The organism is Geodermatophilus sp. SYSU D00691 (assembly GCF_054050275.1).
On the sequence record NZ_JBJGYZ010000010.1, the window covers coordinates 26,600 to 48,849 of the forward strand.

General features: G+C 75.8%; 20 protein-coding genes and 1 tRNA gene. 14 read left to right on the forward strand and 7 right to left on the reverse strand.

Annotated elements, in window-relative coordinates; genetic code table 11:
- Nucleotides 1-9: 9 nt before the first annotated feature.
- A complete protein-coding gene (locus tag ACI797_RS09500) occupies nt 10-252 on the reverse strand; it encodes a hypothetical protein (protein WP_456858366.1) in 243 nt (80 codons plus the stop codon).
- Between the two features lie 180 nt (nt 253-432).
- Here ACI797_RS09500 and ACI797_RS09505 point away from each other — a divergent pair, with 180 nt between their 5' ends.
- The 7 genes from ACI797_RS09505 (at nt 433) to nagB (ending at nt 10,122) form a co-directional block, all read left to right on the forward strand.
- A complete protein-coding gene (locus ACI797_RS09505) occupies nt 433-3,780 on the forward strand; it encodes an ATP-binding protein (RefSeq protein WP_456858367.1) in 3,348 nt (1,115 codons plus the stop codon).
- 102 nt (nt 3,781-3,882) lie between these two features.
- Nucleotides 3,883-5,061, forward strand: coding sequence for an ROK family transcriptional regulator (locus ACI797_RS09510; RefSeq protein WP_456858368.1), 1,179 nt, complete (start codon nt 3,883-3,885; stop codon nt 5,059-5,061).
- A gap of 95 nt (nt 5,062-5,156) precedes the next feature.
- Nucleotides 5,157-6,488 carry an extracellular solute-binding protein gene (locus ACI797_RS09515; protein WP_456858369.1) on the forward strand — a complete coding sequence of 444 codons (1,332 nt, stop codon included), beginning with the start codon at nt 5,157-5,159 and terminating at the stop codon, nt 6,486-6,488.
- Nucleotides 6,489-6,556: 68 nt separating this feature from the next.
- Nucleotides 6,557-7,552, forward strand: a complete 996-nt coding sequence (locus ACI797_RS09520; RefSeq protein WP_456858370.1) for a carbohydrate ABC transporter permease — start codon at nt 6,557-6,559, stop codon at nt 7,550-7,552.
- Nucleotides 7,549-8,400, forward strand: a complete 852-nt coding sequence (locus ACI797_RS09525) for a carbohydrate ABC transporter permease (RefSeq protein WP_456858371.1) — start codon at nt 7,549-7,551, stop codon at nt 8,398-8,400. The genes ACI797_RS09520 and ACI797_RS09525 overlap by 4 nt, the downstream gene beginning before the upstream one ends.
- The gene (locus ACI797_RS09530; protein WP_456858372.1) at nt 8,397-9,338 is read left to right on the forward strand and encodes an ROK family protein; all 942 of its coding nucleotides are present in this window, start codon (nt 8,397-8,399) and stop codon (nt 9,336-9,338) included. Before ACI797_RS09525 ends, ACI797_RS09530 begins: the two co-directional genes overlap by 4 nt.
- A 1-nt stretch (nt 9,339) precedes the next feature.
- Nucleotides 9,340-10,122 carry a glucosamine-6-phosphate deaminase gene (nagB, locus tag ACI797_RS09535; RefSeq protein ID WP_456858373.1) on the forward strand — a complete coding sequence of 261 codons (783 nt, stop codon included), beginning with the start codon at nt 9,340-9,342 and terminating at the stop codon, nt 10,120-10,122.
- On the opposite strand, the gene nagA is transcribed toward nagB, so the two are convergent.
- Together nagA and ACI797_RS09545 are read right to left on the reverse strand one after the other, a co-directional pair.
- Nucleotides 10,097-11,233, reverse strand: coding sequence for an N-acetylglucosamine-6-phosphate deacetylase (gene nagA, locus ACI797_RS09540; protein WP_456858374.1), 1,137 nt, complete (start codon nt 11,231-11,233; stop codon nt 10,097-10,099). The two genes, nagB and nagA, sit on opposite strands and share 26 nt — an antisense overlap.
- Nucleotides 11,230-12,678, reverse strand: coding sequence for a glycoside hydrolase family 3 N-terminal domain-containing protein (locus ACI797_RS09545; RefSeq protein ID WP_456858375.1), 1,449 nt, complete (start codon nt 12,676-12,678; stop codon nt 11,230-11,232). Before ACI797_RS09545 ends, nagA begins: the two co-directional genes overlap by 4 nt.
- Nucleotides 12,679-12,848: 170 nt before the next feature.
- Between ACI797_RS09545 and ACI797_RS09550 the strand changes: the two genes are divergently transcribed.
- Genes ACI797_RS09550 through ACI797_RS09570 form a run of 5 tightly spaced genes read left to right on the forward strand, consistent with a single transcriptional unit; the run spans nt 12,849 to nt 15,654 of the window.
- The gene (locus tag ACI797_RS09550; protein ID WP_456858376.1) at nt 12,849-13,205 is read left to right on the forward strand and encodes a VOC family protein; all 357 of its coding nucleotides are present in this window, start codon (nt 12,849-12,851) and stop codon (nt 13,203-13,205) included.
- A 5-nt stretch (nt 13,206-13,210) separates the two neighbouring features.
- Nucleotides 13,211-13,618, forward strand: a complete 408-nt coding sequence (locus tag ACI797_RS09555; protein WP_456858377.1) for an ArsR/SmtB family transcription factor — start codon at nt 13,211-13,213, stop codon at nt 13,616-13,618.
- On the forward strand, nt 13,615-14,139 hold the full coding sequence (locus ACI797_RS09560) for an SRPBCC domain-containing protein (protein WP_456858378.1): 525 nt from the start codon (nt 13,615-13,617) through the stop codon (nt 14,137-14,139). The genes ACI797_RS09555 and ACI797_RS09560 overlap by 4 nt, the downstream gene beginning before the upstream one ends.
- A complete protein-coding gene (locus ACI797_RS09565; RefSeq protein WP_456858379.1) occupies nt 14,136-14,444 on the forward strand; it encodes a YciI family protein in 309 nt (102 codons plus the stop codon). Before ACI797_RS09560 ends, ACI797_RS09565 begins: the two co-directional genes overlap by 4 nt.
- Before the next feature lie 55 nt (nt 14,445-14,499).
- The gene (locus ACI797_RS09570) at nt 14,500-15,654 is read left to right on the forward strand and encodes an AI-2E family transporter (protein ID WP_456858380.1); all 1,155 of its coding nucleotides are present in this window, start codon (nt 14,500-14,502) and stop codon (nt 15,652-15,654) included.
- Between the two features lie 22 nt (nt 15,655-15,676).
- Here ACI797_RS09570 and ACI797_RS09575 read toward each other — a convergent pair whose 3' ends face one another.
- Nucleotides 15,677-18,412, reverse strand: coding sequence for a LuxR C-terminal-related transcriptional regulator (locus ACI797_RS09575; RefSeq protein WP_456858381.1), 2,736 nt, complete (start codon nt 18,410-18,412; stop codon nt 15,677-15,679).
- Between the two features lie 177 nt (nt 18,413-18,589).
- Nucleotides 18,590-18,820 carry a response regulator transcription factor gene (locus tag ACI797_RS09580; RefSeq protein WP_456858382.1) on the reverse strand — a complete coding sequence of 77 codons (231 nt, stop codon included), beginning with the start codon at nt 18,818-18,820 and terminating at the stop codon, nt 18,590-18,592.
- A 204-nt stretch (nt 18,821-19,024) separates the two neighbouring features.
- Between ACI797_RS09580 and ACI797_RS09585 the strand changes: the two genes are divergently transcribed.
- Both ACI797_RS09585 and ACI797_RS09590 read left to right on the forward strand, forming a co-directional pair.
- Nucleotides 19,025-20,074, forward strand: a complete 1,050-nt coding sequence (locus tag ACI797_RS09585; protein ID WP_456858383.1) for an AraC family transcriptional regulator — start codon at nt 19,025-19,027, stop codon at nt 20,072-20,074.
- Entirely contained in the window at nt 20,067-21,344 is a 1,278-nt protein-coding gene (locus ACI797_RS09590; RefSeq protein ID WP_456858384.1) for an MFS transporter, read from the forward strand. Before ACI797_RS09585 ends, ACI797_RS09590 begins: the two co-directional genes overlap by 8 nt.
- A gap of 55 nt (nt 21,345-21,399) precedes the next feature.
- Here ACI797_RS09590 and ACI797_RS09595 read toward each other — a convergent pair.
- Nucleotides 21,400-21,475 (reverse strand) — tRNA-His (locus ACI797_RS09595).
- Nucleotides 21,476-21,533: 58 nt separating this feature from the next.
- Nucleotides 21,534-22,193 carry an oligoribonuclease gene (orn, locus tag ACI797_RS09600; protein WP_456858385.1) on the reverse strand — a complete coding sequence of 220 codons (660 nt, stop codon included), beginning with the start codon at nt 22,191-22,193 and terminating at the stop codon, nt 21,534-21,536.
- Nucleotides 22,194-22,250 lie beyond the last annotated feature (57 nt).

Below are 22,250 nucleotides of genomic sequence, written 5' to 3' on the forward strand. Positions count from 1 at the left end.
GGCGGCGGGTCAGAGGGTCGCGAGCTCGGCGCAGGCGGGGCACAGCTGGTCGGGCTCGTAGCCCTCCGGCGGCCAGCGCAGCTGCTCGTCCTGGGCGACGTAGGCGCCGCACAGCGCCTTGCGGCTCTGCCCGTTCACCCGGCCGATCGTGGCGTGGGCCGGGCCGATCCGGCGCGGGGCCAGGCCTTCCGAGCCGAAGGAGCCGACCATCACCACCGCATGGGCGGTGCCGTAGGCGTACGTGCTCGTCATACCGCCAGGGTCCGAAGTCCCCCGGTGCACATGCCAGCACCGCGCCCGGCGTGTCCGGCCCAGCGGGCACTTCCGTCCCACCCGTCCCCGGTCCCACCCCTGGCCGTGACCTCGGCGTGACTCCCTGCCGGATACCGACCGCCGTGGAGCCGGAACCGGCGCCCCGTAGGTCCTAGGCTGATGCCCCGTCCCCAGGGGGGAGGCGAGGCGATGGCCGACGCCGGCCGTCCGACCGAGACGGTCACGATCATGATGACCGACGTCGAGGGCTCGACCGCGCTCCGGCTGCAGCGCGGTGACCCGATCGCCGACGAGATCCTCGGCTCCTCCGCTGCGATCGTGCGGGACCAGCTCCGCCGGCACGCTGGCCGGGAGCGGCAGTTCCTCGGGGACGGCTTCCTGTTGTCCTTCGGGTCCCCCGGCGACGCGGTCGCCTGCGCGGTCGGCATCCAGCGCGCGCTCGAGGAGCACAACCTCGCGGAGCCGGACCGGTGGGTCCGGGTCCGCATCGGCATCCACGTCGGCGAGGTCGGCGAGCGCGACGGGGAGCTGTCCGGACAGGCCGTGCACGCCGCGGCCCGGGTCATGGCCGAGGCGGCGGGTGGGCAGATCCTCGTGTCGGCCGACCTCCGCGACGGCGTCGAGCCGGACCACTGGACCTTCGCGGACAGGGGGCTGTTCTGGCTGAAGGGGTTCCCGGAGCGCTGGCGCCTCTACGAGGTGTCGTGGGGCGGGGCGGCGCGCGGTCGACGGGCGCACGGGCCGGCTCCGCCGCTGACGCCGATGGTCGACCGGGACGACGAGCGGGCGGACCTGCGGCGAGCGGCGAAGGAGGCGCTGGGCGGTCACGGCCGGCTGGTGCTGGTGGCCGGCGAGGTCGGGGCCGGGAAGACCCGGCTGGTCACGGAGATCGCCCGCGAGTTCGAGGCCCGCGGGACGCGCGTGCTGACCGGCTCCTGCGCCGAGACGGACGGCGCCCTGCCGTACCTGCCCTACGTCGAGATCATCGAGCAGGCGGCCGCGGACCCGCGCAGCCCGCTCGGGCTGCGCGATGCGCTCACGGGCGTCGCCCCGGAGATCGCGCGGATGGCGCCGGGCTTGCGGCGTTTCCTCCCGGACATCGGCGCACCGGTCGAGCTGCCGCCGGAGCTCGCCCAGCGCTACGTCTGGAACAGCGTCGGGGAGTTCCTCACCCGGGCCGCCCAGCGCCAGCCGCTGCTGCTCGTGGTCGAGGACCTGCACTGGGCCGACGAGCCGACCATCCGCCTGACCGAGTACCTGGCGCCGCTGCTGCCGGAGCTGCCCGTGCTGATCCTCGGCACGTACCGCGACGCGGAGATCGACGTCGCCCATCCCCTCTCCCGGCTGCTCAGCCGGCTCGGGCGTCGTCGGCTCCTGGACCGGATCAGCCTGCGACGGCTGTCCTCCGGCGGGGTGCGGGCGATGGTGGAGGCGCTGACCGGGCGCCCCGCGCCCGAGGAGCTCGTCCGGCTGATCGAGAGCGAGACGGAGGGCAACCCGTTCTTCATCGAGGAGGTGTTCCTGCACCTCGCGGAGTCCGGTGAGCTGTTCGACGAGCACGGGCAGCTGCGCCGGGACCTCCACGTCGACGAGGTGTCCGTGCCGGAGGGCGTCCGGCTGGTCGTCGGTCAGCGTCTCGAGCGGTTGTCGCGCCCCACCCGCGACGCCCTGACCGCGGCCGCGGTGCTCGGCCGGACGTTCGAGCCGGGTCTGGTCAGCGAGGTGACCGGCGGCACGCCCGACGACCTCCTCGAGGCGTTCGACGAGGCCGAGCTCGCACGGCTCGTCGCCCCCGTCGAGCAGGACGGGCGCCTGGCGTTCGGTCACGAGCTCATCCGCCAGACCCTGCTCGCCGGCCTGTCGACGCTCCGACGGGAGCGGTTGCACCTGCGGGCCGCCGACGCCATCGAGAGCGACCACGCCCGCAGCCACAGCGACGGCATCGAGGTGCACGCGGCCGACCTCGCCCACCACCTGGCCCGTGCCGGACGCTCGGCGGACCCCGCGCGGCTCGTGCGCTACCTCGGCATCGCCGGTGCGCAGGCCTTCGACGCGGCAGCTTTCGACGACTCCGTCGCCAGGTTCGGGCATGCTCTGCACCTGCTGCCCCCCGACGAGCGCGAGACCCGCGCGGAGCTGCTCGAGCGGCAGGCGCTGGCGTTGCGCGGGACCGGCCGCTGGGACGACGCCCTGCGCACAATGGACGACGCGCTCCACCTGTACCAGGCGCTGGGCCGGACCGAGGCGCTCGGCCGGCTGGCATGGGCGATGGTCTACCAGCTGACCTGGACGGCGCGTCCCGCGGAAGCGGTCCAGGTGGGCCGGCGTGCGCTGGACGCCCTCGGCGACGTCGTGACGGCGGACCGGGCCCGGCTGATCAGCGCGATGGCGTGCGCCACGAGCCTGTCGGGGGACTACCCCACGGCGACGGCCATGTTCGCGCAGGCGCGCGGGATCGCCGAGCAGGTCGGGGACGAGCGCGCGCTCGCCGACGTGCTGCACGTCCAGACGGTGCACCACATGGGCTTCGCCGAGTTCCCCGACGGCGTCCGGGCCGGCCTGCGAGCCGCGGAGGTGTTCGAGCGAGAGGGTGCCCTGTGGGACCTGTGCAGCGTGCAGGCGTTCGTGGTCTACCTCGACGGGACCGTCGGCGGCCGGCAGGCCGCGGGGCTCGCCGACCGGACGATGGAGCTCGCGCACCGGCTCGGGCACCTCGGCGCGGTCTTCCTCCTGCTGAACGACCGTGTCCGAGGGGCCGTGGCGCGCGGCGACCTCCCCTCGGTGGAGTCCCTGGGCCGGCAGATGATCGACGTCTGCCGCCAGGGGGGCCTGCCCTGGCTGTTCATCGGCCACCTGGTCGTCGGGTTCTCGGCGCACTGGCAGGGCGACGTCGGGCGAGCCGAGGCGGAACTCCGCCGGGCGGTCGAGCAGGAGCCGCCGGGGGTCTACGCCGGGCAGAGCGTCGCCATCCTGGCGCGGTTCCTGGCACACGTCGGCCGCACCGAGGAAGTCGGGGCGCTCTACGAGTCGGCGCGGTCGATGTTCCCGTCCGGCGGGCCGGTGAGCAGCCTGGGCTCCTGGAACTGCATGTTCTCCATGGTCGAGGCGCTGTACCTCGGCGGATTCCGGCAGGAGGCCGCCGCGTTGTCCCTGACGGTGGAGGAGGCGCTGCTGGCCGGCCGTGACTGGGTCTCCTTCGACTGCCGCCGGGTACGGACCCGCGCCGGTGTGGCCGCTGCGGCGGGCGGCCGCTGGGACGACGCCGAGCGTCACTTCGCGCGAGCTCTCGACGACGCCGGCCGGACGTCGAACCTCCTGGAGGCCGCCGACGTGCGGCGGCTGCACGCGCGGATGCTGCTCGACCGCGGCGGTCCCGGCGACGGGACGCGGGCCACCGGACTCCTGACCGAGGCTCTCGCCCAGTACCGCAGGTTCCGGATGCCCGGCTACGCGGCCGAGGTCGAGCGGATGCTGGACGCGGCGCAGTCCCCGGCCACGATCACCTGAGCCAGGAGCCGCGGCGGTGAGCCCGGAGAGTCAGGTCACGAACAGGTCACGCCGCGGGCGGGCTCTTGACATGAGTATGTAAGGACGGTGTCCTAACAAACCATGGCGGCGGCGAGCGAGGGCCTGGTGCAGCGGCGGCTGCTGCGCCCGACCGCGAAGGTCCTCCCCGGGCACGCCCGGGTGCACAACCGCTCGATGGTGCTGCAGCACCTCTTCCACTCCGGCCCCCGCTCGCGCGCCGACCTGGCCCGCGCCACGGGGCTCACCCGCGTCACCATCTCCGACCTGGTCGCCTCGCTGCTGGCCGAGGGGCTGGTCGACGAGCGGGGCTCGCGCGCCGAGGGCCGGCCGGGCAAGCCGGCCACGATGGTCGGACTGCGCACCGACGCCTTCCAGGTCGTCGCGGTCGACCTCGCCGACGACGAGCGCATGCACGGCGCCGTCCTCGACCTGACCGGCGAGGTCCGCGAGCGCCGCTCGGCCGCCGCCGCCGGGCGCACCGGCGCGGCCGCCGTCGAGGCGCTGCTGGAGCTCTGCCGCGAGCTGGTCGCCGCGGCCACCCGCCCGCTGCTCGGCGTCGGCGTCGGCTCGCCGGGCGTCGTCGACCCCTCCGGCACCGTGCTCCAGGCCCCCAACCGGGGCTGGTACGACCTGCCCCTCGCGCACCAGCTCTCCGCCGCCCTCGACCTGCCGGTGCACGTCGCGAACGACGCCAACACCGCCGCGCTGGGCGAGTTCACCTTCGGGGGGGCCTCCGGCGGCGGCCTGCTGGTGCTCACCGTGGGGGGCGGCGTCGGCGCCGGCATCGTGCTCGACGGCGCGCTGGTCCAGGGCCACGAGCACGCGGCCGGCGAGATCGGCCACGTCACCGCCGTCGACGAGCGGGACGACATCGACGGCGCGCCGCTGGGCCGCCCGCTGCCCTGCGCCTGCGGCCGCAGCGGCTGCCTCGAGACGGTGCTGTCGGTGCCGGCGCTGCGCCGCCGGACCGAGGGCCTCGACGACGCCGCCGCCACCACGGCGCTGGCCGCGGTCGGGCGGCGGCTCGGGATCGTGCTCGCCCCGGTGGTCAGCACGCTCAACCTGTCCGAGGTCGTGCTCAGCGGACCTCGGGAGCTCCTGGACGGACCCCTGCGCGAGGCGGCGCTGGCGACCCTCCGGGAACGCACCATGCCGGTCGTCAGCAGCAACCTGCAGCTGCGGGTGACCTCGCTCGGCGAGGACGGCGCCTTGTCCGGGGCCGCCGTCCTCGTGCTGTCCGGCCAGCTCGGGGTCACGTGACGACCCCGAGCCGGCCAGTTGCAAGTCGGAGAACCACATCCCCGTCAGCGGCGCTGTCCGGCACCGACTGAGCTGCACTGGAAGGAAACCCCGACATGAAGAGGGTACGCACGGGAGGGCTCGCCGCCGTGGGCGTCGGCCTGCTGCTCGCCGTCGCCGCGTGCGGTGGCGGGTCCGAAGCCGCCGAGAGCGGCGACGAGACGATCACGCTCTGGCTCAACGGCACCGACACCCCGCAGGAGCTGCGCGACTACCTGGTCGAGACGTTCGAGGCGCAGAACGAGGGCGCCACGCTGGTCATCGAGGAGCAGGACTGGAGCGGGCTGGTGCCGCGGCTGCAGACCGCGCTCGCCTCGGAGGACCAGACCCCGGACCTGGTCGAGATCGGCAACACGCAGAGCCCGACGTTCACCTACGCCGGGGCGTTCGCCGACATCACCGACATGGTCGAGGACCTCGGCGGGGACGACCTTCTCCCGGGCTTCCTGGAGGCCGGCACGGCCGACGACGCCGTCTACGCGGTGCCGTACTACTCCGGCGCCCGCGCGGTGTTCTACCGCAAGGACATCTTCCAGCAGGCGGGCGTCGCGGTGCCCACCACGATGCAGGAGTTCCGCGACGCGGCGGTGGCGCTGCAGCAGGCCAACCCGACCGGTGCGGCCACCTTCTCCGGCTTCTGGTTCCCCGGCCAGGACTGGTACAACGGCATCGCCTGGGTCTACAGCGCCGGCGGCGACCTCGCGGTGCAGGAGGGCGACCAGTGGGTGGGCAACCTGTCCAGCCCCGAGTCGATGGAGGGCCTGGCCCAGGTCCAGGACCTGTTCACCAACGCCACCTCGGCGCCGCGTGACGCCGACTCCAACGAGCCGTGGGTCCCGTTCAACAACGGTGAGGCCGCGATGTTCTCGGCGCCGACCTGGGCGCGGTGGAGCATCGACCTGCCGCAGTGCAACAAGGGCGTCGACCCGGAGGACACCTCGCCCGAGGCCGAGGCGCTGCTCGAGGAGCAGCAGGCCTGCAACGAGGAGCTCACCGGGGTCTTCCCGCTGCCCGGCCCGACGGCGGGGGAGCCCGCCACGGTGTTCGCCGGCGGCTCCAACATCGCCATCCCGGCGCTCTCGCAGAACCAGGACCTGGCCCGGAACCTGCTGGAGGTCATCTTCAGCGAGGAGTACCAGACGATGCTCGCCGAGAACGGCCTGATCCCGGGCAACAGCGCCTACGCCGACGCGCTCGGCGACGACGCCTACGCCCAGGCCGCGCTCGACGCCGCGCTGACCGCCAAGCTCACCCCGGCGGCGGAGAACTGGGCCGACGTCGAGGGTGACCGCATCCTGGAGGACTTCTTCCAGGAGGTGGCCGCCGGCGCCGACCTCGCCGAGGCGGCGGCCCGGGCGGACGAGCTGATCACGCAGACGCTCAACTGACCGCCCGGTCCGGCGCCGGGGGCGGGACGCCCCGCCCCCGGCGCCGGGCCCGCACCCCGGAGTGCCCCATGCCCGCTCCCCGCAGCACCCCGGCGACGCTCGTCCCGCCGGCACCCCCGCGGGCCCCCGTCGTCCCGGCCCCGCACCCGGCCCCGGCCGCGGCGGCACCCCGCCGCCGTCCGGTGCGCCGCCGGCTGGGGCCCTGGCTGCTCCTGGTCCCCGCGCTCGTGCCGATCGCGGTCGGCCTCGGCTACCCGCTCGCCCGGCAGTTCGTGCTCTCGTTCCAGGAGTACGGGCTGGCCCAGCAGTTCGGCCGGCCGGCCGAGTGGGTCGGGCTGGACAACTACGTCGAGCTGCTCACCGACTCCTACGTGTGGAGCGTGATCGGCCGCTCGATCGCCTTCTGCCTGGTCAACGCCGGGCTCACCATGGGCATCGGGTTCGGCCTCGCCGTCCTCATGACCAAGGTCGGCCGGTTCTCGCGGATCACCCTCCAGGTGGGGCTGCTGCTGGCGTGGGGCACGCCGGTGCTGGCCACGCTGACCGTCTGGCAGTGGCTGTTCGACTCGCAGTACGGCGTCGTGAACTGGGTGCTGGCGGAGGTGCTCGGCTTCGACGGCATGCGCCAGCACTCCTGGCTGATCGAGCCGTGGTCGTTCTACCTGCTGGCCACCGTGATCGTCGTCTGGATGAGCGTCCCGTTCGTGGTCTTCTCCGTGTACGCCGGCCTGCTGCAGGTGCCGGAGGAGTGCATGGAGGCGGCCGAGCTCGACGGCGCCAGCTCCTGGCAGCGGCTGCGGCACATCGCGCTGCCGATGGTGCGGCCGGTCCTCACCGTCGTGGCCCTGCTGCAGGTCATCTGGGACCTGCGCGTGTTCACCCAGATCTACGTCCTGCAGAAGGCCGGCGCCCCCACCCGGGAGACGCACCTGCTGGGCACCTTCATCTACTCGCTGGCGAAGGAGTTCTCCATGGCCGGGGCCATGGCCACGATCATGCTGGCCATCACGCTGGTCCTCACCGTCTTCTACATCCGCCGGATGCTGCGGGAGGAGGACGCATGACGACCGCCGTCCGGGGGAGACGGCGGGGTGCCGGCCGCCGGCTGCTCGGCGTGCTCGCCGTCGCCGTGGCCCTCGTCTGGGTCTTCCCGATCTACTGGATGGTCAATTCCGCGTTCCTGCCGACCAATCGGCTGCGCACCCCGGAACCGACCTTCTTCCCGCTCGACGGGACCCTCCGGAATTTCCGCCAGGTCCTCACCGACTCCACATTCTTCGCGTCTTTCCGGGTGTCCCTCGCGGTCACCGCCCTGACCCTCGTCGCCGCCATTCTGTTCGCATTCCTGGCGGCGCTGGCGATCAGCCGTTTCCGCTTCCGCGGGCGCAAGTCGTTCATCGTGCTCGTCCTGGTCGTGCAGATGATCCCGGCCGAGGGCCTGTTCATCTCCCAGTACCAGGTCCTCGACGGCTGGCACCTGGTCAACGCGATCGCCGGGCTGTCGCTGGTCTACGTCGCGGCGATCCTGCCGTTCACGATCTGGATGCTGCGCGGCTTCGTCAGCGGCGTCCCGGTCGAGCTGGAGGAGGCCGCCATGGTCGACGGCCTGTCGCGGACGGCGGCCTTCTTCCGGATCACGTTCCCGCTGCTGGCGCCGGGGCTGGTGGCCTCGGGGGTGTACGGGTTCCTGCAGGCCTGGAACGAGTACACGCTGGCGCTGGTGGTCATGACCGACCCGGCGCAGCGCACGCTGCCGCTGTGGCTGCAGGGCCTGGTCGAGGCCAACCGGGCCACCGACTGGGGCGTGGTCATGGCCGGCGCCACCCTCATCTCGGTCCCCGTGATCGTCTTCTTCCTGTTCGTGCAGAAGCGGATGAGCGCCGGGCTCGTCGCCGGGGCGGTGAAGGGGTGACCGCGGACCGCTGGTCGGTCGGCCTCGACATCGGCGGTACGAAGGTCCTCGGGGTGCTGCTCGACGACGACGCGCGGGTGCGCGCCACCGCCCGGGTCTCGACCCGACCCGGCGCCGACGGCGTGGTCGCCGCCGCGGCCGAGGTGGTCGCGCGGCTGTGCGCCGGCGCCGGGCCGGAGCCGGCGGCCCTCGCCGGCGTCGGTGCCGGGGTGCCGGGCCTGGTCGACCCGGTCACCGGCCGGCTGACGCACGCGGTCAACCTCGGCATCTCCGACGAGGAGGTCGAGCTCGCGCCGATGCTGGGTGCCCGCCTCGGCGGCGTGCCCGTCGTCGTCGAGAACGACCTGAACGTCGCCGCCGTCGGTGCCGCGCGGGTGCTCGGGCTGGCCGGTGACCTGGCGTTCCTGGCGCTGGGCACCGGGGTGGCCGCCGGCCTGCTGCTGGGCGGCGAGCTGCGCCGCGGGCACCGCGGCGCGGCAGGGGAGATCGGGCACGTCCCGGTCGACCACGCCGGCCCGCTGTGCCCGTGCGGGCAGCGCGGCTGCCTGGAGCTCTACGCCTCGGGGACGGCGATCGACGCGGCCTGGCCCAACCGCGACGGCCGGCCCACCGCGGTCGACCTGTTCGCCGCGGCCGCCGAGGGCGACCCGCGGGCGGTGCGGGTGCGCGACGCGTTCGCCGACGCGGTGGCCGCCGCGGTGCGCCTCCTGGTGCTGACCTGCGACGTCGAGCACGTCGTCCTGGGCGGGGGCGTGGCCGAGGTCGGGACGCCGCTGCTCGACGCGGTCGCCGCCTCGGTGCGCCGGCAGGCCGCGGGCTCGGCGTTCCTGCGCAGCCTGGCGCTGGCCGACCGGCTGCAGGTGGTGCCGCAGGAGGTGCCGGTGGCCCCGATCGGGGCGGCGCTCACCGTCCGCGGGCTGGTCCCCGCGGGGGCCTGACGTGGAGGTGGTGCTGCTGCCCGACGCCGGGGCGGTGGGCCGGCTGGCGGCGGCGAAGGTGGCGGCCGTGGCGCGCCGCCGGCCCACGGCTGTGCTGGGGCTGGCGACCGGCTCCTCGCCCGAGGGCATCTACGCCGAGCTGGCGCGGCAGGTGGCCGCCGGGGAGCTGGACCTCTCGGGTGTCACCTGCTTCGCGCTCGACGAGTACGTGGGCATCCCGGCCGACCACCCGCAGAGCTACGCGGCGGTGCTGCGGCGGACCGTGGTCGGGCCGCTGGCGCTGGACCCGGCGAAGGTGCACGTGCCCGACGGCCGCGCCGCAGACCTGGATGCGGCGGCGCGGCGGTACGAGGAGGCGATCGCCGCGGCCGGCGGCGTCGACGTGCAGATCCTCGGCATCGGCGCCAACGGGCACATCGGCTTCAACGAGCCGACGTCGTCGTTCGCCTCGCGCACCCGCATCAAGACGCTCGCCCCGCGCACGCGGGCCGACAACGCGCGCTTCTTCGCCTCGCCCGACGAGGTGCCGACGCACTGCCTCACCCAGGGGCTGGGCACCATCCTCGACGCCCGCGAGCTGGTGCTGGTGGCGCAGGGGGCGGCCAAGGCCGACGCGGTCGCCGCCGCGGTGGAGGGGCCGCTGGCCGGCGTCTGCCCGGCCTCGGTGCTGCAGCTGCACCCGCGGGTGAGCGTGGTCGTCGACGAGGCGGCCGGGTGGCGGCTGCGGCTGGCCGACTACTACCGGCACACCTACGCGCTCAAGCCGGACTGGCAGCGACCCTAGAGCCGGCGGCCCAGACGGCACGGACGGTCCAGACGTCGTCGAGGACGACGGCGTCGGCGGCGTGGCCGGGGGCCAGCCGGCCGAGGCGGTCGTCGAGGCCCAGCACGCGTGCCGGCGTCGCGGTGAGCGCGGTGACGGCGGCGACCGGGTCGACGCCGGCGCCGATCGCGGTGCGCAGCGCGGCGTCGAGGGTGAGCGTGGAGCCCGCGAGCGTCGTCGTCCCGGCCAGAACGGCGACGCCGTCGCGCACGGTGACGTCGAGCCCGCCCAGCCGGTGCTCCCCGTCGGGGCCGCCGGCCGCGGCCATCGCGTCGCTGACCAGCGCGATCCGCCCGGGGGCGCCGGCGAACAGCAGCCCGGCGACGACCGGGTGCACGTGGTGCCCGTCCAGCACCAGCTCGAGGACGACGCGCTCGTCGGCCAGCGCCGCGCCGACCGGACCGGGCGCGCGGTGGCCGAGGCCCGGCATGGCGTTGAGGGCGTGGGTGAGCAGCCGGGCGCCGGCGTCGACGGCCCGCGCGGTGAGCTCGAGGTCGGCCTCGGTGTGCCCGACGGCGACGGTCACGCCGGCGTCGGCGAACCGCCGGACGGCGTCGAGGCCGCCGGGCAGCTCGGGGGCGAGGGTGACCGAGCGCAGCACCCCGCGCCCCGCGGCGAGCAGCCGGTCGGCCACCTCGGGCGTCGGCGCGCGCAGGTGGCGGGGGTCGTGGGCGCCGCAGCGGGCCGGGGCGAGGAACGGCCCCTCGAGGTGGGCGCCGAGCACGAGCGGGTCGTCGAGCGCGGCGACGGCGGCCAGCGACGCCTCCAGCTCCTCGACCGGGCGGGACACCAGGCTGACCAGGGAGCGGGTGGTGCCGTGCGCGCGGTGCACGGCGAGCGCGGCCCGCACCGCGTCGGCGCCGTCGTCGAACGCGTGCCCTCCGCCGCCGTGGACGTGCAGGTCGACGAAGCCGGGTACGAGCCACGCCCCGGCCAGGTCGATGGTCTCGTCCGCCGGTGGCGGAGCGCCGGTGCCGGTGGCGGCCACGAGGTCGCCGTCGAGCAGCACCCAGCCGTCGTCGACCCGCCCGCCGGCGTCGAGCCGGCGTGCCCCGGAGAGCGCCGTGGTCACCGGTGCAGCGCCTCGGCGGCCGCCCGCGTGCAGACCCGGGCGGCGCCGTGGGTGGCCAGCGCCGGACCGGCGACGAGGGCCAGGTCGTCGGGCATGCCGACGGCGACGGTGACCGCGTCGGGCCGGGCCTCGGTGGCGCGGCGCAGCCACTTCTCCTGCCAGGGGCAGCGGTAGGCGTCGCGGACCACGACCACCAGCGGCCGGCCCTCGGCGCGGGCGAGCACCTGCTTGACCGGCGGCTCGCCCTCCCGCACGGCGACCGCCTCGGCGAGCAGGCCGAGGTCGGCGAGCGGACCGGCGAGGCCCCACGCCGCGGCGCCCACGGCCATGTTGGCCCCGGCCCGCAGCTCGGCGACCACGGCCGGCCCGGGCAGCGCCACGTCGCCGCGGCGGTGCAGGGCCGCCCGCGCCGCGCGGAGCCCGACCTCGCCGTCGGGCCGGGGCGCGGGGCCGGCGACCCGGGCGCGCAGGGCGGCCGCCCGGCCGGCCGCCTCGACCAGCCGCTCCTCGGTCAGCCGGCCCTCGCGCAGGTGCCGCTCGACCGTCCGCCGGATCGCGGCGCAGTGCTCCTCGCCGTCCTCGGCCCCGACCAGCAGCAGGTCGGCGCCGGCGGCCAGCGAGAGCGCGGCGGCCTCGGGGATGCCGTGCGCGGCCCGGACCCCGGCCATGTCGAGGGCGTCGGTGACGACGGCCCCGGCGAAGCCCAGCTCGTCGCGCAGCACGTCGACCAGCAGCCGGCGGCTGAGCGTGGCCGGGCGGTCGTCGAGGGCGGGAAAGACGACGTGCGAGGTCATGATCGCCTCGACCCCCGCGTCGACCACGGCCCGGAACGGGGGCAGCTCGCGGGCGCGGAAGCCGGCCTCGTCGACGTCGACGACGGGCAGCCCGAGGTGCGAGTCGACGGTGGTGGCGCCGTGGCCGGGGAAGTGCTTGGCGGTGGCGGCCACGCCGGCGGCCCGCAGTCCCCGGACGTACGCGGCGCCGTGCCGCGCGACGAGGCCGGGGTCGGCGCCGAACGAGCGAACGCCGATGACCGGGTTGCGCGGGTCGCTGTTCACGTCGACCGACGGCGCGAGGTCGAGCGTCACCCCGGCCCGGCGCAGGTCGGCGCCGATCGCCGTCGCCACGGCCTCGGTGAGCGCCTCGTCGTCGGCCACCCCGAGGGCGAGGTTGCCCGGATAGCCGCTGCCCACCCGGTACTCGAGCCGGGTGACGTCGCCGCCCTCCTCGTCGAGGGACACGAGCGCGTCGGGCGACACCGCGCGCACCGCCGCGCTCAGCGCGGCCACCTGGTCGCTCCCGTCGACGCCGGGCGGGAGGTTCTGCCCGTACACGCAGATCCCGGCGAGCCCCTCGCCGAGCGCTTTCCGCACCCATTCCGGGAGGGTGGTGCCGTCGAATCCGGGGATGAGGCAGGAATTCACCAGCCGGTCGAGATCGGACATGCCCTCTGCTCTCCGTCGTCCATTTCCGGGACCGGTGGGAATCCTCGCACGAATGCGACGGGAAATGGGCGGGAAGCGCAGGGGGGAGGCCCGAGGTCGTCGGGTTGACGGTCTGCGTGAGCAGTCGCTAACGTTAGCACACACCGACGCAGTGAGCAGAGGAGACAGCCATGGGTGCACCGGTCGCGTTCTTCGAGGTCACCAGCCCCGACCACGAGCGGGCTCAGCGGTTCTACGGGGAGCTGTTCGGCTGGCAGGTCGCCGCCGACCCCGGGATGGGCGGCTACGGCCTGGTCGACACCGCCGCGGGGGAGGGGGCCATCGGCGGCGGCATCGGCCCGGTCGAGGAGCAGGACAGCCCCGGCGTGCGCATCTACGTCCGCGTGGACGACCTCGAGACCTACCTGCAGCGGGCCGAGCAGCTCGGCGGCACCCGGATGGTGCCCCCGACCGACCTGCCCGGCGGCTACGGGACGTTCGCGATGTTCGCCGACCCCGACGGCAACGCCGTGGGTCTCTGGGGCTGACGGCCGTGGCCCGGGGGGACGCCGCGGCGGCCGAGCCGCTGGACGAGGCGATGCGCGCGTTGGCCGAGCCGCGGCGCCGCGCCATCCTGCGGCTGGTCGCCCACGACGAGCTGGCGGCCGGTGAGATCGCCGCTGCCTTCGACGTGACCCGGACGGCGGTCAGCCAGCACCTCACGGTGCTCAAGACCGCCGGCCTGCTGACCGAGCGCCGCGACGGCACCCGGCGGCTCTACCGCGCCCGGCCCGAGGGCCTGGCCGGGCTGCGCGAGTTCCTGGAGCAGATGTGGGGTTCCTCGCTGGACGTCGCCCGCCGTCTCGTGGAGGAGGACCGTGCCTCCGGCGGCGACGTCCGGCAGGATCCGCGACCGACCCGGACCGGGACCGGTCCGGCGCGCAGAGAGGGCTCCCGATGACCCGACCCGCCGAGCTCCCGGGCGACCCGGCCCCCGCGACGGTGCTGCCGCTGCGCCGCCCGCCGGTCCGGCAGTCGACGGTGGTGCGCAGCGACCAGGCGCACACCTTCGACGTCTTCGTCGCCACGATCGGCACCTGGTGGCCGGTCGAGCCCTTCTCCGGCGGCGGCGACCGGGTGCGCGACGTGACCTTCGAGCCGCAGCCCGGCGGGCGCGTCTACGAGACCTGGGACGACGGCACGACCGTCGACTGGGGGACCGTCCTCGACTGGGAACCGCCCCACCGGTTCGTCATGACCTGGCTCGTCACCGGCGCGGCCACCGAGGTCGAGCTCACCTTCACCGCGCTGTCGCCGGCCGTGACCCGCGTGGCCGTGGAGCACCGCGGCTGGGAGGCGCTCGACCGCGCCGAGCTGTCGGCGGACTGCGCGCTGCCCGGTGGCTACACCGGCGGCGCCTTCACCCAGGGCTGGGCCACGATCCTCGGCCGCTTCGCCGACGCGCTGGAGGGAGCACGGTGAGGCAGCACTTCCTCTACAAGCTCCTCCCGCCGCGGCCGGACTTCGCGTTCACCATGACGCCCGAGGAGGCCGCGGTCATGGCCGAGCACGGCCGCTACTGGGCCGGTCTGCTCGAGGGCGGCAGCGTCGTCGTCTACGGCCCCGTCGCCGAGCCGACCGGCGCGTGGGGCATGGCGGTCGTCGAGGCCGACGACGCCGCGGAGCTGCACCGCATCCGGGAGGCCGACCCCGCGGTCACCTCCGGCACCTGCACGGCCGAGGTGCACCCCATGATCTCGGCGTTCGCCCGCCCCCGCGCGGGCTGACGGCTCACCCGCGGGAGACGACGCCGAGGGGCCCGGCGTCGTCCAGCGTGGGGGGATGACCGACCCCGAGGTCCGGCGCGCCCTCCCGCTGTGGCTCACCGTCGTGCTGGGCGTTGCCGGAGCTGCCGTCGCCGTGTGGGGCATCCGGGCCGGGGCGCCGGTACTGGCGCCGGTCCTGCTCGCGTTCGTGCTCACCGTCGTGGCGCAGCCGCTCGTCGGCGTGCTGGTCCGGCGGGGGGTGCGGCGCGGCCTCGCCGTCGCGGCGGTGGTGCTCGTCGTCGACGGCGGCCTCATCGCCTTCTCGATCGCCGTCGTCGTGTCGGTCGGCCAGCTGGCGACCGTGCTGCCGCAGTACGCCGACGAGTGGGACAAGATGCTCGACGGCCTCCGGTCGGCCCTGAGCTCGGCGGGGATCGGCCGCGACCAGGTGGAGCAGGCGCTCTCGTCGATCCAGCTGAGCAGCGTCGTCGACGTGGTGGGCGGGTTCCTCGGGACCGTGGTCGGGTGGCTCGGCGCGTTCGTCCTCGTGCTGGCGACGGCGCTGTTCATGTCCGTCGAGGGCGCCGGGTTGCCCGAGCGGCTCGCCCGGGTGCCCGGCACGAGCCGGCTGCGCGCGGCCCTCGGCGAGTTCGCGCGGAACACCCGGAGCTACCTGGTGGTGACGACGGTCTTCGGCTTCGCCGTGGCCGTGGTCGACACGATCGCGCTGCTGGTCCTCGGCATCCCGCTGGCGCTGCTGTGGGGCCTGCTGTCGTTCCTCACCAACTACGTGCCCAACATCGGGTTCTTCCTCGGGCTGGCCCCGCCGACCCTGCTCGCCCTCCTGGTGGACGGCCCCGGCACGGCGCTGCTGGTCGTGCTCATCTACTCGCTGGCGAACTTCGTCCTGCAGTCGGTGGTCCAGCCGGTGGTGGTCGGAGACACGGTCGGTCTCTCGGTCACCCTGACCTTCCTGTCGGTCATCGTCTGGACCCTCGTCCTGGGGCCGATGGGCGCCGTCCTGGCGGTCCCGCTCACCCTCTTCGTGCACGCCGTGCTCGTCGTGCAGGACCCCGAACGCCGCTGGGCGGCGGTGCTGCTCGCCGGGGTGTCGGGAGGGCGACCACCGCGCACCCGCCGCACGCACCGGCCGAGGACGGCGGAGGCGCTCGCCGAGCCGCCGACCGGGGCGCCCGCGGAGAGCGGGGAACGGACCCCGGCCCGCGAGTGAGCGCCCGGCAGCCCGGCGACCGTCACCCCGCTGTGCGGGCCGGGACGTCGGTCCCCGCGGTGGCCGCGTGGGCGGGCCCGAGCAGGTGCAGCTCGCGGGCCCGGCGGACGGCCTCGTTGCGGCGGGTGACGCCCAGCTTGCGCAGGATGGCCCGGACGTGCGTGCGCACGGTGTTGATCGAGACGAACAGCGCGGCGGCGATCTCGGCGGTGGACAGCATCTCTGCCAGGTGCTCCAGCACCTGGAGCTCGCGCGAGCTGAGCTCGGCGACAGCCGCCGGTGGCCGCGCCGGCGCGGCCGACCCGACGGCGTGATCGGGGGGACGGCGCGGCGCGGGGATCGCCGCTGCGGTGGGGTTCAGCCAGGCCCCTGCGGCGGCCAGCGCGGGATGGGCGCGCATCAGCGGCCGCAGCTGCCCCGGCGCGTCGAGGAACGGCCGCCGCAGGCGTTCCGGGGCGGCCGTCCGCAGGGCCTGCTCGAGCGTGGCGACGGCGGTGGGGGTCCGGCCGACGGCGGCGGACCAGCAGGCCCGGGCCACGGCGTCCTCGACGGCCAGCCCGAGCGGCAGGGGGCCGCCGGTGTCGGGCCGAGCGTCGGCGGCGCCGCCGTCGTCGGAGAGGAGGCCGCACGCGGCGGCGGCGGACCGCAGGACCGCCGCGCGCGGGACCTCCGCAGGCAGCCGGGCGAGCAGGGCCAGCGCCGTCGGGCCGTCGCGGCGCGCGAGGTGGAGCCGAACGGCTTCGGCGAGGACGTGCTCGCGCACCCAGCCCGGGACCCCCGGCAGGTCGAGCGACGGTCCGAGGACGCGCGCGGCGGCGTCGAGCTCGCCGCGGGTGCGCCGCAGCCGGCTCTCCAGCACGGCACGCAGCGGGCCGGTGACGACGGCGTCGCCGCCGCGCTGGGCGGCCCGGGCGAGCCAGCGGTGGGCCGGTGCCAGCTCGTGCCGGTCGAGGTGGACCCACGCGGCGGCCACGGCAGCGGCGGCGGCCCGGTCGGCCTCCGGCACCCGGCGTCCGTCGGCGAGCGCCTCGTGCTCGGCCGCCAGCTGCGCCGCCCGGCGCAGCCGACCGGCCAGCGCCTCCAGCAGGGCCAGCTCGGCCAGGCAGCGGGCGCTCGGCACCGGGGCGTCCGCGGCCAGGCCGGCGGTCAGGGCGCGGCCGACCGCGTCGCGCAGCGCCCGTTCGGGCGCGTCGGTGTGCAGCAGGGCGGTGGCGCGGCCGGTGGCCAGCACGGCCGCGAGCTGCGACCGCTCCGGGGCCCGTGCGGCGGGCAGGTCCCCGACCAGGGTCTCCGCGGCCTGCGCGGCGGCGCGCACCGGGGAAGGGTCGGGGGCGGCGGCCGCCGCGACGGCGCAGACGACCGCCGCGCAGGCCCGCAGCGCGGGGCGGGTGCGGGGATCGTCGGCGGCAGCGGCGGCCGTGCCCACGTCTGAGGCCTCGGCCGGCCGCTGCCCGCCGAGCGCCGCGGCCGCGCGCAGCACCGCCGCATCGGGCCCGGCGGCGGCTGCTGGTCCCGGTGCGGCGCCCGCGCCCTCGGTGAGCAGGCGGGCGACGGCCAGGTCGTCCACGAGCAGACGGGCCGCGAGCGCCTCGTCGCCGGCGGCGCGGGCGTGGTCCACCGCGGCCGGCAGGTCGCCGGCCGCGGCGTACCAAGCCGCGCACACCCGGTGTCCGGCGGCGTACGCACCGGGGTCCTCGTGGGCCAGCTGCGCCTGCAGCAGTTCTCGGAAGAGGCTGTGGATGCGGAAGCCACCGGGAGCGCCCGGTGCCCGCTCGACGAAGGCGTTCGCCGCTGCCAGCGGGGTCAGCACCCGACCGCTGCCGGACCGACCGGCCAGCCGGTCCACCAGGCCGGGCCACAGCTGCTCGGTGACGCTGATCCGCAGCAGGAACCTGCGGACGCCGGCCGGCTGCCGCTCGAGCACCTCGGTGACCAGGTACTGGGCGACGCTGCCCTCGTCGGCGGCGAGCGACGCCAGCAGCCGGTCGGGCTCCGCGCCCCGGGCGAGAGCGGAAGCGGCCAGCCGCAGGGCGGCCGCCCACCCCTCTGTGCGTCGCTGGAGCGCCGCGGCGACCTCGGCCGGCACGGGAGCGCCCAGCGAGGCGAGCAACCTCCCGGTCTCCTCCGCGGTGAAGGCGAGCGCGTCGGTGCGGATCTCGGTGAGCCGGTCGTCGAGCCGGTAGCGGTGCAGCGGCAGCAGCGGGTCGGCGCGGGCGCACAGCACCAGCCGCAGCCGCGCGCCGGCGTGCCGCACGAGCAGGTCGAGGTCGCGGATCAGCTCGCGGTCGGTGAGGCTGTCGGCGGCGTCCAGGACGAGCACCACCGGCTGCGCTCGCGCGGTCAGCGCCGCGGCCACCTGCGACGGCCAGGCCCCGGGGGCGGGTCCGGCCGGGCCCGCCCCGGCCAGGCCCACCCCGGTCTGCCGCAGCGCCGCCACGAGGTGCGCCCGGAAGGCGGCGGGGTCGTCGTCGCCGGCGTCCAGCGACAGCCAGGCCACGCGGCCGCCCAGCTGCTCCCGCAGCCACGAGGCCGCGAGGACGGACTTGCCCGAACCGGCGGGTCCGGCCACCAGGGTCACCGGCGTGGTCGCCACCCCGTCGGTCAGCGCCTGCAGGAGCCGCGGTCGGAGCAGCGGTGGGAAGCCCAGCCGCGGTGGGGAGAGCTTGCTCCGCAGCAGCACGCTCCCCGTTCGGTCGGCGACGTGGTGCTCGGGCCGGGGGCGGCGCGCCCCGCCGGTCGGGTCAGGCGGTCGGGACATCGGTCGGCTCCACTGCCCGCCGCACCGGACGGCCGTTGCGACGGGCGCTGCTCGAAGGGGGGTGCCGGTCAGGCGGTGCGCTGTAATCTCGGCCACAACCGAGTCGATGCGACACAGGGCGGTGGACGCGGGGCAGGAGACCCTAGGCCGGTGGCCGGGCCCTCGGGGGTGGGACGGTCAGAGCAGTCCGAGGTCTCGTGCGCGGGGGACCACGTGCTGCCGGTCGGTGGCGCCCAGCTTGGCGCGAAGGCGGTGGATGCGGGTGCGCGCGGTGTTCGGGGAGACCGACAGGGCCGCGGCGATCTGCGCGGTCGACCGGCCCGCGGCCATCAGGCGCAGCGCGTCGAGATCCCGGGCGGAGAGGACCGGCCTCCGGTCGTGGTGGCCGTCCGCGGGCGGGTCGTGCATCGGTGCGCTCCGTTCCTCGGGCCCGCGCCGGTGCCGGCCGCTCCCGGTCCGGTGCGAGGGATCCTCTGCAGCACCCCGGGAACCGGCGGCCGGTTCGGGCGGCGCGGTCCCGGGTGCCGCCACGGTAGGAAGTCGCAGGTCGGAGCGCTTTCCCGATGCGGCCGCGCCGCTTGCGCATCCGGGCCACCAGCGGAAGGAGCCGGGGTGGACCGCCTCGTCCGCTACGCCGCGCTGACCGGCTACCCGGAAGTGGCCCGCTCCGTGGGCCTCGACCCGGCCCGGCTGATGGCCGAGGAGGGACTGGACGTCGACGCGCTGGCCGACCAGGACCGGTGGATCCCCGCAGTACCGGTGGCCCGGCTGCTGGAGCGCTCGGCGGCGGAGTCCGGCCGCGAGGACTTCGCCCTCCGGATGGTGGGCTACCGGCGGCTCTCGGCGCTCGGACCGCTCAGCGTGGTGGTGCGGGAGGAGCCCGACCTGCGCAGCGCGCTGGACCTGCTGATCCGCTACGAGCGCGCCTACACCGGCGTCGTGGACCTGCGGCTCGTCGAGGCCGACGGGCTGGCCACGGTGCAGGTCTGGCTGGACTTCGGCGCGCCGGTCCCCGTCCGGCAGTTCCTCGACGGCACCACCGCCGTCGTGGTCAACGTCATCCGCGGCCTTGCGCGGGCCGACTGGCAGCCGCTGTCGGTGGTGTTCGCCCACGGCCCGCCGGCCGATCCCGGCCGCTACCACCAGGTGTTCGGCCCGGGCCTGCGGTTCGACCAGCCGTTCAACGGCGTGGTCTTCCCGGCGCGCGACCTGGACCTGCCCACGGTGACCGCCGACCCGAACATGCGGGCCTACGCCCGCCGGCTGCTCGAGACCGTGCCCGCCCCCCGGCCGGCCAGCCCGTCCGAGCGGGTCCGCTCGATCGTGGAGGTCCTGCTGCCCACCGGCCGCTGCTCGCTGGTGCACGTCAGCCGCTCGCTCAACGTCCCACCGCGCACGCTGCGCCGGCACCTGGCCGAGGACGGCGAGACCTTCTCGACGATCGTGCAGGCCACCCGGGCCCGGTGGGCCGAGCGGTACCTGTCCAACGACACCTACTCGCTGGCCCGGATCGCGCACCTGCTCGGCTTCGCGACCCCCAGCGCCTTCTCCGTCTGGTTCCGCGGGCAGTTCGGCACCACCGCCACCGAGTGGCGCCAGCGCACGCAGTCGGGACAGCTGCCCCGCCCGTCGCTGCGGGACGAGGTCGGGGATCGTGGCTGACGCCGCCGACCCGCCGGCAACGGGGGCGGGCCGGTCGGCGTTCCCGTGGGTCGTCTTCGCGCTGGCGTTCGCCCTGCTGCTGTCGGACTTCATGTGCCGGCAGGTCCTCGTGGCGGTCTTCCCGCTCCTCAAGGCCGAGTGGGCGCTGAGCGACACCGAGCTGGGCGCGCTCAGCAGCGTGGTCGCGCTCACCGTCGCGCTGCTGACCGTCCCGCTGTCGGTGCTGGCCGACCGCCACGGCCACCGCCGCGCCGTCCTGCTCATGGCCGGCCTGTGGAGCCTGGCCACGCTGGGGTCCGCACTGGCCGCCGGGTACGGGCAGCTGCTCGGCGCCCGCGTGCTCGTCGGCGTCGGCGAGGCCGCCTACGGCAGCGTCGGCCTGGCCATGGTGCTGGCGGTCTTCCCCTCCCACCGGCGCGCCGGCCTGGCGGGGGCGTTCACCGCCGGTGGCTCGTTCGGCGCCGTCCTCGGGATCTTCCTCGGCGGGGTGCTGGCCGCACGCTTCGGCTGGCGCCCGGCCGTCGCGGCGATGGCCGCGATCGGCTTCGCGCTGCTCATCGCCTTCACGGTGCTGGTCACCGACGACCGGCTCGCCCGCCACGCCCGGCCCGACCCGGCCGACGGCCCGTCGGGCGGGCGCGTGCGGGCGCCGCTGACCGCGGTGCTGAACCCTCCGGCGGTGCTGTGGGTCTACCTGGGCAGCGGGCTGCAGCTGTTCCTCGCCGGATCCCTGGTCGCGTGGCTGCCGAGCTACCTCCAGCGGGCCTACGCGCTGCCGGCCGGCACCGCCGCCGGGCTCGCCGCCGCTCTGCTGCTGCTCATGGGCGTCGGCATGATCGCCTGCGGACTGCTCACCGACCGGCTCGGCCGCACCCGGTCGGCGCGCCGCTGGACGAGCACCATCTGCTACGCCACGACGTCGCTGGTCCTCCTCGGCGCCGGCTTCTCCCTGCCTGCCGGGCCGGCGCAGCTGGTCCTGATCGGCGCGGGGGCGTTCTTCACCGCCGGCACCGTCGGACCGGCCGGTGCCCTGGTGACGGAGATGACCCCCGCGTCGGTGCGCGCCAGCGCCCTCGGCGTGCTCGCGATGGCGAACAACCTGCTCGGTCTGGCCGCCGGCCCGGTGGTCACCGGCGCCCTCGCCGACCGGCTCGGCCTGCCCGCCGCGCTGCGGTGGGCGCCGGTGGTCTCGGTCCTGGCCGTCGGCGTCCTCGTCGTCGGGCGGCGCGCCCACGCCGCCGGCGGGCGCGGCGTCGCCCCCGCCACCTGACCCCCGCAGAACGGCAGAGGCCCTGGTCAGTCGCCTGACCAGGGCCTCTGCCGCATGGGGTGAGTGACGGGACTTGAACCCGCGACACCCAGGACCACAACCTGGTGCTCTACCAACTGAGCTACACCCACCACGTCCTCGCGCGGCCGGGGCCTGACGGGGATCCAGGGGCAAGGATACCGGAGGCACTCAGCCCTCCGACGCGGCCTCCCGGGCCTCGCCGGCGGCCAGCAGGCCGGCGTAGGAACCGACCACCTCCGCCGCCGCGCCCTGCGCCTGGTCGGTGGTGGGCCCCGGCAGCGGCACGAACAGCGTCCGGCGGTAGTAGGCCAGCTCGCGGACCGACTCGATGATGTCGGCCAGCGCCCGGTGGGCCAGGCCCTTGGGCGGCTGGGCGAAGTACACCCGCGGGAACCAGCGGCGGGCGAGCTCCTTGAACGAGGAGACGTCGACCATCCGGTAGTGCAGGTGGTCGTCGAGCTCGGGCATGTCGCGGGCGAGGAAGCCGCGGTCGGTGCCGATCGAGTTGCCGCACAGCGGCGCGCTGCGCCGCTCGGGCACGAACCGCTTGATGTAGGCGAGCAGCTGCTGCTCGGCCTCGGCGAGGGGGAGGGTCGAGGCGCGGACGGCGTCGGTGAGCCCCGACTTCGCGTGCATCGCGGCGACGACCTCGGTCATCCCGTCGAGGACGTCGTCGGGGGCGCTGATGACCAGGTCGAGACCGGGGTCGAGGGGGTGGAGCTCGGAGTCGGTGACCAGGACGGCGACCTCGATCAGCTTGTCCTTGCCGAGGTCCAGCCCGGTCATCTCGCAGTCGATCCAGACCAGGTGTCCCGCGCTGTCAGCCACGTGGAGCGAGACTACGCACCGCCGGAACCGCTCGCCCGCCTCTAGCGCACCACCTGC